Here is a 13,137-nt window from a genome sequence, read left to right as displayed (position 1 = left end):
TGGCATACCGGCTGCGCTCAGTCCGTGCCGCTTGCCGCGCGCCAGCTATGCCACAGCTGCTGCACCGGCGGCGGATACGCGGCCTTGCCGCTCAGCTCGCGCTGCAGCCGCAACCGTGCCAGACGCGACCACACCCGATGCGGTCGCGCCAACGCGACTTTGCGCGGCCACGCATGCAGCAACTGCGTGCGCCAGGCGGCCGTGGCGACGCCGCCGGGGGCTGCACTGTCGCCGGCCACGCGTTGACGTGCATCCAGCCATTGCACTGCCACCGCCGTGGCATCGCCGGGCCGCGTGCGTCCAAACAGCGCCGCTTCCACCGCAACCACGGCCTCGGCAAACGTGCGCAAGGTGTCCAGCGCGTGCTGCAGCGATTGCGGCTGCGCGCGCGCGGCCTGCATCGCCGGCAAGGTGTCGGCCAGCTGTGCCCATGGCGCACGCACCGGCTCCAGCACACGCCCCAGCGGATGCCGCGAGCGTTGGTTCGACCAGTCGCGCAGTTCCTGCTGCCACCACGCCAGCTTGGCATCGGCCGGCAACGGGTCGCCGGCGATGTTCATGATGTCTTCCCATTCCTGCAGCAAGGCAAACCACGCGGCAGCCAGCGGGCGTTGCGGTTGCGGAATAAAAGGCTCGGCAACCGACCATTCCGGCCAGCGCGTGCGCCACTTGTCGAGAAAACTGTCGAGAGCGCTGGATTGGCTCATGGCGGGTCCAGAAAAAAACGAGGAAAGGTCAGATCTGCGGCCACGTTGCCGGGTTCCAAAGCGCCTGCGGCTGTTCAACCAGCACGTCGGCCTGCCAGCGCGCGGGCACGTCGTCGGCCAGACGATAGCCCCACAACACCGCCACCGATGGCATCGCCGCCGCGCGCGCGGCAAGGATGTCGCGCTCATCGTCGCCGACGTAGACACATTGCGCAGGCGCAATGCCGATGCGTTCGGCAGCCGCCAGCAACGGCAACGGGTGCGGCTTGCGCTCGGCCAGCGTATCGCCGCCGATCAACACCGCGCAGCGCTGTTCCCAGCCCAGTTGCGGCAGGATCAGCCGCGCCAGATATTCGGGCTTGTTGGTGACGATCCCCCACGCGCAACCGGCGCGCTCCAGCCGCAGCAGCAGTTCTTCGACACCCTCGAACACCTGCGACTGCGTGCCGATCAAGGCTTCATAACGGCGCAGAAACTCAGGTACCAAGGCATCGCGCGCATCAGGATCGAGTTCGGAAAACGCAACCGCCAGCATCGCGCGCGACCCTTTCGATACCACGGGGCGCAGCTGATCCAACGCGATCGGCACACGCCCCCGCGCGGTCAGCATCGCGTTGACGGTCGCCAGCATGTCCGGCGCGCTGTCCAGCAAGGTGCCATCCAGATCGAACAACACCGCCCGCGGAAACGTCACAGCCGCACCTGCGTCTTGTCGTTGCGTGCCCTTATCTGAAACTGGGGATGCATCGGATGTCACCAAAGCCCACCTCTGCTGTTGCGATTCCCGAATCCCGATTCCCGATTCGTCACGGCTTGACCGCATAGGCCAGGTAATTCACTTCCGTACGCGAAGACAGGCGCGCACGATTGCGCCACGGCTCGTACAGCATGCCGCTGACGTCTTCCAGCTGCAGCTCGGCGCTGCGCAACCACGCGGCAAGTTCCGCCGGCTTGATGAAATCCTTGTAGTGATGGGTGCCCTTGGGCAGCAGCCGCGCGATGTATTCGGCACCCACCACGGCCAGCGCGAATGCGGCCGGGGTGCGATTGAGCGTGGACAGGAACAGCTTGCCGCCCGGCTTGAGCAGGCTGGCGCAGGCGCGGATGATCGCGGTCGGGTCCGGCACGTGCTCGAGCATTTCCATGCAGGTCACCGCATCGAAACTGCCCGGCTGTTCGGCAGCCAGGTCTTCCACCGATTGCACGCGATAGTCGACCTGCACGCCCGATTCCAGGCTGTGCAGGCGCGCCACCTTGACCAGCTCCGGTGCCAGGTCGATCGCGGTCACCTGCGCGCCCAGGCGCGCCATCGACTCGCTGAGCAGGCCGCCGCCGCAGCCGACATCGAGCATCCGCGTACCGGCCAGGTCCAGCCGCGCGGACACATAGTCCAGACGCACCGGATTGAGCGCATGCAGCGGCTTCTGCGGGCCGTCGGCATCCCACCAGCGGTTGGCCAGCGCGGCGAACTTATCCAGCTCGCTCTGATGGAAATTACCGGACGTGGAGTGAGTATTCGAATTCATGCGGAGGCTCCGTGATGCGGTGACGCGCGCTCAGGCGCGGACGGTGCGGATGCGTTCGCGCCACTGCCGCGCGTTGGCGACCAGGGCGGCGGTATCCATGTCGATCAGCTCGCGCTGCACCAGCTTGGGCTTGCCGGCGATCCACACATCGGTGACCTGATGGCGGCCGGCCGAGTAGATCAGCTGCGACAGCACATGATGCAGCGGTTGGGTTTCCAGTGCGGCCAGATCCACGCAGATCAGGTCGGCCTGCTTGCCGATTTCGATCGAGCCGATGGTGTCGCCGAAGCCCAATGCGCGCGCGCCGCCCAGGGTGGCCGCGCGCAAGGTGGTGGCCGCGTCCAGCGCGGTGGCATCGTTGGCCACGGCCTTGGCCAGGATCGCGGCGGTGCGGTTCTCGCTGAACATGTCCAGGTCGTTGTTGCTGGCGCAGCCGTCGGTGCCGATGGCCAGGTTCACGCCGGCACGCTGCAGCGCGCACGCCGGGCAGAAACCCGAGGCCAGCTTGAGATTGGATTCGGGGCAGTGCACCACGCTGACGCCACGTTCGGCGCACAGATGGATTTCCGCCTCGGTGAGCTGGGTCATGTGCACCGCGATCAGGCGGTCGTTGACCAGGCCCAGGCGATCCAGCCGCGCCAGCGGGCGCTGGCCGTATTGCTTGATCGAATCTGCCACTTCCTGCGCGGTTTCGTGCGTATGCAGATGCACCGGAATGTCGAGCTGGTCGGCCAGCATGCGCACGCGTTCGAAGTTGGCATCGTTCACGGTGTACGGCGCATGCGGCGCGAACGCCGTGCTGATCAACGGATCGTCGCGCCATTGGTCGTGCAGCTCACCGGCCCGCGCAAAGTACTCGTCGTCCGACGATGCCCAGGCGGTGGGGAAATCGATGATCACCGCGCCGACCAGCGCACGGAAACCGTGCTGCTTGTACACCGCCGCCTGCACATCGGCGAAGAAGTAGTTCTCGTTGACGCAGGTGGTGCCGCCGCGCAGCATTTCGGCGATCGCCAGCGTGGTGCCGTCGGCGACGAACTCCGGCCCGATCACCGCCGCTTCCACCGGCCAGATGTGCTGCTGCAGCCACACCATCAGCGGCAGATCGTCGGCAATGCCGCGCAGCAGCGTCATCGGGTTGTGCGTATGCGCGTTGACCAAGCCCGGCATGAGTGCCGCCTCCGGGCGCGAGACGGTCTGCTTCGGCGCAAACCGTGCGCGTGCTTCGGCAACCGGCAGGATCGCCACGATGGCGCCATCGCTCACCGCCACGGCGTGGTCTTCCAGTACCACCGCATGCGGTTCGATCGGCACCACGTAACCGGCTTCGATCAACAGGTCGCACGTCTCGGGAGGGGCATTGGTCATGAGCGGATCCAAAAAAGGTTAGTTATCGAACGGCCAGCCGGTTTCGCCACCGGCCACAGGCACATAGCGTTTGCCGTCGTAGCGCAGCACCTGGCGGACGCGACGGGTACGTTCGGTATCGGTGTCGCTGCCCGGCGCGGTCTCCGTGGTGACGACGTTGGCGGCCAGCACAATATCTGCATGGCCGGCATGTGCCTGCGATGCCATGCCCACAACCACCTTGGCGGTTTCAGTGACCACGCCGCCCTTCCCCAAACTACACGGCTCGCCTTTTACACGTTGCCACGCATGGAGATCGCGTTGCAGCACCGGGCGCAAGCTGCGCCCCTCGCGCATCAGCAAGGTCAATGCCTGATTGCTGTAAAAATCCGGGCAGCTGGGCCCACGCGCAGCGCTATGCACCACCACGCCGACCGCGCGCACGCCCTTGGCCAGGTCGTAGCGCGCGGTATCCAGACGCAAACTGTCTGCATCCAGTTCGAAGGCGGCATCCTCACCCATGTCCTGCGCGTAGAACGCCAGCACCTTGCCGCTGGAGGCATCGAGCATGGCCACGCGCAGTTCCAGCTGGCGCTCGCCAGGGGCCGTGTCGGCGTCGTCAGAAAACGCAATCGCCGCCAGCCGGATCGCCGGATCGTACGGCCACGGCTTGCAGGTCTGTGCCACCGCATGCTCGACCGGCACCGCAGCTGCAACGCCGCCGACCACGCCGGCCGTTGCAATTCCCGCAACGGCCGCCACGTCACCCGCCTCGCAGGTTGCGCCTGCCGATTGCGCAAACGCCGGGCACGCTGCGAGCGCCGCCCACAGCCCCACCAGGACACCGGCACTGCGTACCGCTCGAACAGACAGGCGTCCCGGGCGCATCCGGCTTACTTGACGCGCGCCGAGTACTCGCCCGAGCGGGTGTCGACCTTGATGATTTCGTCCTGGTTGACGAACAACGGCACGCGCACCACCGCGCCGGTTTCCAGCGTGGCCGGCTTGCCGCCACCGCCGGAGGTATCGCCGCGTACGCCCGGGTCGGTTTCGGTGATCTTGAGCTCGACGAAGTTCGGCGGCTGCACCCAGATCGGGCTGCCGTTCCACAGCGTCACGATGCAATCTTCCTCGCCCTTGAGCCACTTGTCGGCGCCGCCCATGCCGGCCTTGTCGGTCTGCACCTGCTCGAAGGTTTCCGGGTCCATGAAGTGCCAGTACTCGCCATCGCTGTACAGATAGCGCATATCGGTATCGACCACGTCGGCCACTTCCACATCGTCGGTCGCCTTCATGGTCATTTCGACCACGCGCCCGGATTTGATGAAGCGGTACTTCATGCGGGTGAAGGCCTGGCCCTTGCCCGGCTTGACGTATTCGGTCTCGGTGATGACCGCCGGCTCGTTGTTGACCAGGATCTTCATGCCGTTCTTGACGTCGTTCATGCCAACAGTGGCCATGGTGCAGCTCCTCGATAAGACCACGACCCGCCACATGGAGGCAGGTCGGATTAGAATGGGGCGCCCGCCATAACCGGCGGGCATTGGTTTTGTGACCGCACATGATAACCGCAGCCCCCCTCGCCTTACAGCCATCTCCGCCCCCTGCCCTGCAGCCCTCGCGCTGGCAGCAGCAGTGGCGCGACGCCGTGCGCGACCCGCGCGTACTGCTGGCGCTGCTGGGCCTGGATGCGCAGGCTGCGGCAATCAGCGATGCCGCCGCTGCACAGTTTCCGTTGCGGGTGCCGCGCGCGTTCGTGGCGCGGATGCGCCGTGGCGACCTGCACGACCCGTTGCTGCGTCAGGTGCTGCCGCTGGATGCGGAACTGCAGCCGGTGCCGGGCTTCGGGCTGGACGCGGTGGGCGATGCCGCCGCCAGGACCGCCGCCGGGGTGATCCAGAAATACCGCGGCCGCGCCCTGCTGATCGCCACCGGCAGCTGTGCAGTGCATTGCCGCTACTGCTTCCGCCGGCACTTCCCGTATGCAGAAGAAACCGCTGCGCGCGATGGCTGGCGCGAGGCGGTGGCCGCGATCGCGGCCGACCCCGGCATCGACGAAGTGCTGCTCTCCGGTGGCGACCCGCTCTCGCTGGCCACGCCCAAGCTGGCCGAACTCACCGACGCGCTGGCAGCGATCCCGCATCTCAAACGCCTGCGCATCCACAGCCGCCTGCCGATCGTGCTGCCCGAGCGGGTGGATGCGCTGCTGCTGGCCTGGCTGCGCAGCCTGCCCTGGCCGGTGGCCTTCGTGCTGCACGCCAACCATGCCAACGAATTCGACGCCGCCGTGGACGCAGCCATGCGCGCGCTACGCGACACCGGTGCGCACCTGCTCAACCAGGCCGTGCTGCTGCGCGGCGTCAACGACAGCGTGGACGCACTGGCGGCATTGAGCGAGCGCAGCTTTGCTGCCGGCGTGCTGCCGTATTACCTGCATCAGCTCGACCGCGTGGCCGGCGTGGCGCATTTCGAAGTGGACGATGCCCGCGCACGCGCCCTGCATACCGAACTGGCCACACGCCTGTCCGGCTATCTGGTCCCACGCCTGGTGCGCGAAATCCCCGGCGATACCGGCAAGCGGCCGCTGTAATCGTCACTGCCATCGGCGCTCACGTGCACTGTAGGAGCGCCCTTGGGAGTGATGCAGCCTTACCGGTAATGCTCCATCGCGCCCGAGGGCGCTCCTACGCGCAGCGGTGCGGCACGTTAAAGCGACGTATGCACGCACTCACCCCGCCGCGATCAGCTTGACCATGTCCGCCGGGCTCAACGGGCGGCTGAACCAGTAGCCCTGCCCCAGGTCGCAGCCGCGCTCGCGCAGCAGGTTGAACTGCGCTTCCTGCTCGATGCCCTCGGCCACGACCGTGATTCCCAACGAATGGGCCATGTTGATGATCGCAGTGGTCAGCGCCAGATCGTCGGGGTCGCGCTGCAGGTCGGCAATGAAACTCTTGTCGATCTTGACCCCGTCCACTGGCACCTGGCGCAGGTGGCTCAGGCCGGAGAAACCGGTACCGAAGTCGTCCAGCCACACCTTTACGCCGGTGCGGTGCAGCTGGTCGAGCAGGCTGGCGGCCATCATTTCGTCGCCGATCACTGCCGTCTCCGTGAGCTCCAGATGCAGCCGCGCGGCCGGCAGGCCGGACTCGGCCAGGCATTCGGCCACGGTGTCGATCAGGTCGCCGCTGCGCAGTTGCCGCGGCGACACGTTGACCGAAATGAACAGGCCTTCGCCCACCGCCGGCCACTGCGCCGCTTCCAGGCAGGCCGCGCGTAGCACCTTGGGGCCAATCACTTCGATCAACCCGCTCTGCTCGGCAATATCGATGAAGGTGGATGGCGCAATCGTGCCCAGCGCCGGATGCTGCCAGCGCAGCAGCACCTCCACGCCCACCAGCACGCGGTCGCTGGTGCGGTAGATCGGCTGATAGACCAGGCGCAGCTCGTCGCGCTCCCAGGCACCGCGCAACTCGTGTTCCATATGCACGCGACGTTCGACCGCATGGTCGGCGGCGCGGCTGTAGAAGCGGTGGCAATTCTTGCCGGCGACCTTGGCCTGGTACATCGCGATGTCGCCGTTCTTCAGCAGCGCGGTGGCGTCGCGCGCATCGTCGGGGAACAGCGTGATGCCGATCGAGGTGCCCAGGAACACCTCGCGGCCCTGCACGTTCAACGGCCGGCTCAGTTCGTGCACCAGGCGGTCGGCCAGCTGCGCAGCCAGCAGGCTGACATCGCCGCTTTGCAACAGGATCACGAACTCATCGCCGCCGAAGCGCGCCAGGATCGCATCGTCGCCGCCCAGCGCCGCAACCGCGCGGCTGATGCGGCTGGCGAACTGCAGCAAGGCTTCGTCGCCGGCTTCGTGGCCAAGGGTGTCGTTGACGCGTTTGAAGTCGTCGATATCGGCGAACAGCAAGGCCAGCTTGCTGTCGGTGCTGCGCGCGGTGTTGAGCAGGTGATCCAACCCTTCGCGGAAGCCGAGCCGGTTGGTCAGCCCGGTCAAGGCATCGGTGTAGGCCATATGCCGCACTTCGCGGTCGTGCCGGGCGATGCTTTCGCTCATCCGCCCGAATGCGGAAATCAGCTCGCCGATTTCGTCGTTGCGCGGATGCGGTGGCAATCGTACGGCGTAGTCGCCGCGCTCGATTTGCCGCGCCGCAGCCGCCAGCAGCCGCACCGGCGCCACCAGCGTGCGCTGCACGTAGATCGCCAGCAGAACGCCCAGCGCCAACAACGCGGCCAGCAGCACCAGCAACCAGCCCAGATCGCGCTTGCCGATCGCATTGAGGTTCTGCACCAGGGTCAGATTGGCGCTGGACTCGATCTTGCGCACCCGCTCGCGCGACATGCCCACGCGCACGCCGCCGATGCGTTGGTCGCCGATCGTGATCGGCACCGTGACATCCAGCACCTCGGGCGAGGATTGCAGCAGCAAGGCCTGCGCGTTCACCGCCTTGGCCGCCAGCGGGTCGGTCATGGCCTGGCCGTAACGCCGCAAGGTGGGCGTGCCGTCGTGCACCAGCCGGCCGCGGCGGTCGAACACCAGCACATAGCTCACCACCTGCTGGCGCGAGGCATTGCGCACCAGCGCGCCTACCGCGCCCAGGTCCGAGTAGTACAGCGGATTGGCCAGCCCGGAGGCCAGCTCGGTTGCCAGGGTCTCGCCACGCGTGCGCAGGCTGCGATCGAACAATTCGTGCAGGATCTGCGCGCTCAAGCCGCGCACTTCGCGCTGCATTGCGCTCTGCCGCTGCAGCAGCGAGGCCAGAATCGCGCCGACCAGCAGCAGCGTCAGCGTCATCACCAACAAAAAGCGTGCCTGCAAGCCGAAGCGCACCTGAGTCATTCCACATGATCCCTGACGCGTTGCACGCCCGCGCTCAACTCCTGCAGACGCCGGCGGCTCGTCGCATCCAGCGCATGGAACCCGGTGGTGTCGAAGAAACGTTTCAATGCCGGGCCTGCCTTGGGATCGGAAGCCGCCTGCAGCAGCACCACGCGCAACCGCTGCTCCACCGCCGGTTCCATCCCCGCACGCACCATTTCCACCGCGCGCGGCACCGGCGCGGTGCGGTGCACGATGCGGAAGTCGCGCTTGAACACCGGCGGCAGATGCCGCTCGTCGTCCCAATCCACGTTGCTGAGCGCGCCCACATCGATCAGCTGCTTGTGCACGAACGCCGCAACATTCAATTTGGATCCGACCATCAGATAGCCGACCGAACCGCTCACCGGGGTGTCGTCCGCCGACAGCAGCACATCGCACGCGATGCCATTGCGCAGCAGCTCGAGCATCGGCAACAGATAGCCGCTGGTGGACGAGGCGTTCTGCAGCGCCAGGGTGTGGCCGCGCAACTGCCCAAACGACTGGATCGGGCTGTCGCGGCGCACGAAGAACAGCGTATGGAAGTCGCGCAGGCCGCCACGTTCGGTCATCAGCAGCGGGTGGGCGCTGCCGCGCTGCCCCAGCAGCATCGCCGCCCCGGTGGTTTCGCTGACCCAGTCGACCCTGCCACGCCGAAGATAGCTGGACATCTGGCCCGCATCCGGCGCCATCAGGATCTCGCCACGACGGATGCCCACCTCGTGCATGCGCGGCACCACATAGTCCAGCAGCGGTTTGAGTTGATTGTAATGTGTGGCGGGGTCATCGCTGATCCGCCCAAGTACCAACACCGAGGAGGGCGCTGCCGCAGCCGTCACGGCCAAGCCTGCCCCGGCCAACAACCAGCAGGCAATCAGACACCATCGTAGACCGCGCAAAACGGACACTCCCCTAGAGCCGCGGACAGCCTAGCCGAATCTGTGAAGATGTGACAGACGTCAGTTTCCGGCCTGCCTGGCGAGCATGGCCATGCGCTGCGCGTCCGACAGGATGCCGCGGATCAGGCGTACCTCCTGCTCGGTCATGTCCGCGCGCAGCAATAGCCGGCGCAACTTGCGCATCGCCGACTCCGGCGCACGGCCCTTGTGGAAGTCGATCTCGTCCAGGGTGTCGCCCAACTGGCCGAACATGCCTTCCAGTTGCGCATGGCTGGCCGGGCCATCGCGCAAGCCGGCACTGGCCGCCGCAGGTGCCGGTTCGGCCTCGCCTGCGGCCAACTGCGCCAGCCGCACTTCGTACGCCAATACCTGCACGGCGGCGGCCAGATTGAGTGAACTGAACTGCGGGTCGGACGGGATATGTACCGCGGCATGGCAAAGCTGCAATTCGTCGTTGGTCAGCCCGGTGCGCTCGCGGCCGAATACGAAGGCCACTTCGGCCGGCTCGCTCGCCTTGGTCAGGGCGCGCTCCGCGCCTTCGTCCGGCAGCAATTCTTCCAGCGCCACCCGCCGCGCACGCGCGGTGCAGCCAATGACCAACCTGCAATCGGCCACCGCCTCGCCCAGCGTCGCGAAGATCGGCGCATCACCAAGCACGTCTTCGGCGCCGGCCGAGCGCCGGTAGGCGTCTTCGTCCAGCGCGCGCTCGGGCGCCACCAGCACCAGACGCGAGACACCCATGGTCTTCATCGCACGCGCGGCGGCGCCGATGTTGCCTGGATGCTGGGTACCGACAAGAACAAAACGGATGCGCTGACTGACGGACATGAACGGAGATTGGGGAGCTGGTCGGCCGTAGATGGTAAACTGCGCGGCCGGCTTTCGCGCCGGACCGCTCTTTTACCTTCGCCATTGTCCGTTCTGCCTTCACGGGAGCTTTAACCATGCAGAAACCCGCCGTCACCGTCATGGTCAAAGCCGCCCGCCTCGCCGGCAATGTGCTGTTGCGCGGCATCAACAAGCTCGATGCGCTCAACGTGGTGCAGAAAGGCCGCATGGACTACGCCAGCGAAGTCGATGCCGATGCCGAGAAGGTCATCATCAAGGAACTCAAGCGCGGCTACCCCGAGTACGCCGTGTTCGGCGAAGAAGGCGGCGTGCAGGGCGGCAAGAGTGGCCGCTACACCTGGGTGATCGATCCGCTCGACGGCACCAGCAACTATCTGCGCGGCTTCCCGCATTACTGCGTGTCGATCGCACTGGTGGAAAACGGCGAACCCACCGATGCGGTGATCTTCGACCCGCTGCGCAATGAGCTGTTCACTGCCAGCCGCGGTGCCGGCGCGGTGCTCAACGACCGCCGCATCCGTATTGCAGAACGCAAGGATCTGGAAGGCGCCATGGTCCACACCGGCTTCCCGCCGCGCGAACGTGCGCGCGCCAGTGCGCAGCTCAAGTGCGTGGATGCGTTGCTGGTGCAGGCCGAAGACGTGCGCCGCACCGGCTCGGCGGCGCTGGACCTGGCCTATGTGGCCTGCGGCCGTGCCGATGCCTACTTCGAAGCCGGCGTCAAAGCCTGGGACATCGCCGCCGGTGTGTTGCTGGTGCGCGAGGCCGGTGGCCGGGTCTGCGACTACAAGGGCGCCACCCCGCCGCGCATGGACAACATGGGCCCGGAAACCCAGCAGATCGTCGCCGGCAACATCAAGATCAGCGACGCGCTGCAGAAGGTCATCGTCAACACCGGCTACGCGCGCGAGTTCGACGCCAAGTTCTGATCGACGCCGCTTCGGTTGCGGTAGGAGCGCGTTTGCGCGCGATGGCGCTTTCCACGGCAATACCCATCGCGACCGAGGTCGCTGCTACGACGTAGACCGCACACACGAAGAAGGCCGGGATCGCTCCCGGCCTTCTTGCGTTACCGCATTAACTCAGAACGTCAGGCGATCGCGGCGTGGTAGCGGCGCTCGACTTCTTCCCAGTTCACGGCGTTGTAGAACGCGCCGATGTATTCCGGGCGACGGTTCTGGTACTTCAGGTAGTACGCGTGTTCCCACACGTCCAGGCCCAGGATCGGGGTGTTGCCTTCGAACAGCGGGCTGTCCTGGTTGGCGGTGCTTTCCACCACCAGCTTCTTGTCCGGGGTCACGCTCAACCATGCCCAGCCCGAGCCGAAACGGCTGACGGCCGCCTTGGTGAAGGCTTCCTTGAACTTCTCGAACCCACCGATGTCCTTGTCGATCGCCTTGGCGACCTCGCCCTTGGGCTCGCCGCCACCGTTGGGCGACAGCACCGTCCAGAACAACGAATGGTTGGCGTGGCCGCCGCCGTTATTGCGCACCGGGCCCTGCAGGTTTTCCGGCAGGCTCTTCAGTTTGGACACCAGCTCTTCGATCGGCAGGTCGGCGTACTCAGTCCCTTCCAGCGCCGCATTGACGTTGTTGATGTAGGTCTGATGATGCTTGGTGTGATGGATTTCCATCGTCTGCGCATCGATGTTCGGTTCCAGCGCGTCGTAGGCGTAGGGCAGCTGCGGAAGGGTATAAGCCATGCGTGTCTCCTGGACTTGCCGCCCGGCGAAGACCGGGCGTTGCGGGGTAGATGGTAAGGACGGCGGCGGCGCTTACCAAGGGTGCTGGCAGGGAAACTTCATCCCATCGCATGCCGCGCTGTTGGCTGCACACCTTGCACCATGCCCCGGTTACTTGGGCGTGAACCGCGCCAGCACCTGGCCGCGTTCAAAGTCGACACAGTCGCGCACCGGCATACTTGCTCTGCCGCACATATTCTTCGGACCGTCTTCATGCGCAAGCCCGCTTTGCTGATCGTTGCCATCGTGTTGCTGGTTGCCGGCTTATGGGGCATGCGCGCGATGCAGACGCCCAAGCCGCAGTTCGCGCCGCAACTCAACGCACCGATCGCCGCAACCGCACCGACGCGTGAGGTGCCGCGCCTGCCGGCGTTTCTGCCGATCGAGGCGATGGCGACCATCGTGCTGATCCAGCGCAGCGGCCCGTTTCCACATGCGCAGGACGGCAGCGTGTTCGGCAACCGCGAGCATCGCTTGCCCGAGCGCCCGCGCGGCTATTACCGCGAATACACCGTCGATACGCCCGGCAGCCAGGATCGCGGCGCGCGCCGCATCGTTACCGGCGGCACTCCGCCCGACGCCTGGTACTACAGCGACGATCATTATCAGAGCTTCAAAGCCTTCGATGGCCCGACCCCGGACCAGGCACCATGAGCGCGGGCGACTTCGCACTGGACCTGTCCGACCCGCAGCAGTCGGGCGTGTATCAAGCCGATACCGACGACCTGGACACCATGGCGGCGCTGGCGCGCGACGCCGGCTTGCGCATTCTGCGTGTGGATCTGGCCAGCTGCAGCGATAAACGCATGTTGCTGATGCGTCTGGCCACGCAACTGGATTTCCCTGCCAGCTTCGGCCGCAACTGGGATGCGCTCAGCGATGCATTGCGCGATCTGGCATGGCTGCCCTCGCCGCGCGGCTACGCATTACTGATCGACGGTGCCGAGGCATTGGCGCAGGCGGCACCGAATGACCGCGACAGTTTGCTGGATATTCTCGACGAGGCCGCAACCAGCTGGGCAACGCGCGGGCTCACCTTTGCGGCCTTCGTGGCACCGGCCAGCGCCTGCGACTGAGTAGGCCGACTCGGCGTTGCTACGTGGGCCTGGCCATCGCGTCGTGTAAACGCGCGTCATCCAACAGCGCCCCCACTTCACACGCTGAGGCCTGCGCGAACCAACTGCTCGCCACCTTGCGTTAGCCG

Annotated in this window: 14 protein-coding genes; 4 read left to right on the top strand and 10 right to left on the bottom strand. The window is 66.2% G+C overall.

The window, feature by feature from the left end; genetic code table 11:
- Positions 1 to 17: 17 nt before the first annotated feature.
- The 6 genes from A7D16_RS13165 to efp all read right to left on the bottom strand — a co-directional run bounded on the left by A7D16_RS13165 (position 18) and on the right by efp (position 5,040).
- On the bottom strand, positions 18 to 707 hold the full coding sequence (locus A7D16_RS13165) for an isoprenoid biosynthesis enzyme family protein (RefSeq protein ID WP_064633360.1): 690 nt from the start codon (positions 705 to 707) through the stop codon (positions 18 to 20).
- Positions 708 to 735: 28 nt separating this feature from the next.
- A complete protein-coding gene (locus A7D16_RS13160; protein ID WP_239687002.1) occupies positions 736 to 1,401 on the bottom strand; it encodes a phosphoglycolate phosphatase in 666 nt (221 codons plus the stop codon).
- Between the two features lie 112 nt (positions 1,402 to 1,513).
- Positions 1,514 to 2,233 carry a bifunctional 2-polyprenyl-6-hydroxyphenol methylase/3-demethylubiquinol 3-O-methyltransferase UbiG gene (ubiG, locus tag A7D16_RS13155; RefSeq protein ID WP_064633359.1) on the bottom strand — a complete coding sequence of 240 codons (720 nt, stop codon included), beginning with the start codon at positions 2,231 to 2,233 and terminating at the stop codon, positions 1,514 to 1,516.
- A gap of 30 nt (positions 2,234 to 2,263) precedes the next feature.
- Positions 2,264 to 3,601 (bottom strand): TRZ/ATZ family hydrolase, encoded by a 1,338-nt coding sequence (locus A7D16_RS13150; RefSeq protein WP_064633357.1) that lies wholly within the window; start codon positions 3,599 to 3,601, stop codon positions 2,264 to 2,266.
- Between the two features lie 18 nt (positions 3,602 to 3,619).
- Positions 3,620 to 4,342, bottom strand: coding sequence for a PA3715 family protein (locus tag A7D16_RS13145; protein WP_457853256.1), 723 nt, complete (start codon positions 4,340 to 4,342; stop codon positions 3,620 to 3,622).
- A 131-nt stretch (positions 4,343 to 4,473) separates the two neighbouring features.
- Positions 4,474 to 5,040, bottom strand: a complete 567-nt coding sequence (efp, locus tag A7D16_RS13140; RefSeq protein WP_064633353.1) for an elongation factor P — start codon at positions 5,038 to 5,040, stop codon at positions 4,474 to 4,476.
- 101 nt (positions 5,041 to 5,141) lie between these two features.
- On the opposite strand from efp, the gene epmB reads away from it, so the two are divergent.
- Positions 5,142 to 6,170, top strand: coding sequence for an EF-P beta-lysylation protein EpmB (gene epmB / locus A7D16_RS13135; protein WP_064633351.1), 1,029 nt, complete (start codon positions 5,142 to 5,144; stop codon positions 6,168 to 6,170).
- A 138-nt stretch (positions 6,171 to 6,308) separates the two neighbouring features.
- Here epmB and A7D16_RS13130 read toward each other — a convergent pair whose 3' ends face one another.
- The 3 genes from A7D16_RS13130 to A7D16_RS13120 are packed head-to-tail and all read right to left on the bottom strand — an operon-like array spanning position 6,309 to position 10,171.
- The gene (locus A7D16_RS13130) at positions 6,309 to 8,426 is read right to left on the bottom strand and encodes a putative bifunctional diguanylate cyclase/phosphodiesterase (RefSeq protein ID WP_064633349.1); all 2,118 of its coding nucleotides are present in this window, start codon (positions 8,424 to 8,426) and stop codon (positions 6,309 to 6,311) included.
- Complete coding sequence (locus A7D16_RS13125; protein WP_064633347.1) at positions 8,423 to 9,352, bottom strand: phosphate/phosphite/phosphonate ABC transporter substrate-binding protein; 930 nt, start codon at positions 9,350 to 9,352, stop codon at positions 8,423 to 8,425. Before A7D16_RS13125 ends, A7D16_RS13130 begins: the two co-directional genes overlap by 4 nt.
- 51 nt (positions 9,353 to 9,403) lie before the next feature.
- Entirely contained in the window at positions 9,404 to 10,171 is a 768-nt protein-coding gene (locus A7D16_RS13120) for an RNA methyltransferase (RefSeq protein ID WP_064633345.1), read from the bottom strand.
- A gap of 116 nt (positions 10,172 to 10,287) precedes the next feature.
- Between A7D16_RS13120 and A7D16_RS13115 the strand changes: the two genes are divergently transcribed.
- Positions 10,288 to 11,121, top strand: a complete 834-nt coding sequence (locus A7D16_RS13115) for an inositol monophosphatase family protein (protein ID WP_005913068.1) — start codon at positions 10,288 to 10,290, stop codon at positions 11,119 to 11,121.
- A gap of 161 nt (positions 11,122 to 11,282) precedes the next feature.
- Here the strand turns inward: A7D16_RS13115 and A7D16_RS13110 are convergent, their stop codons facing one another.
- Entirely contained in the window at positions 11,283 to 11,894 is a 612-nt protein-coding gene (locus A7D16_RS13110) for a superoxide dismutase (protein WP_011259314.1), read from the bottom strand.
- Between the two features lie 252 nt (positions 11,895 to 12,146).
- Between A7D16_RS13110 and A7D16_RS13105 the strand changes: the two genes are divergently transcribed.
- Complete coding sequence (locus A7D16_RS13105; protein ID WP_064633343.1) at positions 12,147 to 12,587, top strand: guanyl-specific ribonuclease; 441 nt, start codon at positions 12,147 to 12,149, stop codon at positions 12,585 to 12,587.
- Entirely contained in the window at positions 12,584 to 13,009 is a 426-nt protein-coding gene (locus A7D16_RS13100; protein ID WP_064633341.1) for a barstar family protein, read from the top strand. The genes A7D16_RS13105 and A7D16_RS13100 overlap by 4 nt, the downstream gene beginning before the upstream one ends.
- Positions 13,010 to 13,137: the final 128 nt, after the last annotated feature.

Source organism: Xanthomonas nasturtii, assembly GCF_001660815.1.
Classification (GTDB): domain Bacteria; phylum Pseudomonadota; class Gammaproteobacteria; order Xanthomonadales; family Xanthomonadaceae; genus Xanthomonas; species Xanthomonas nasturtii.
Note: the sequence above shows the minus strand (reverse complement) of the source record. Positions and strands in the feature narration are given on the sequence as shown.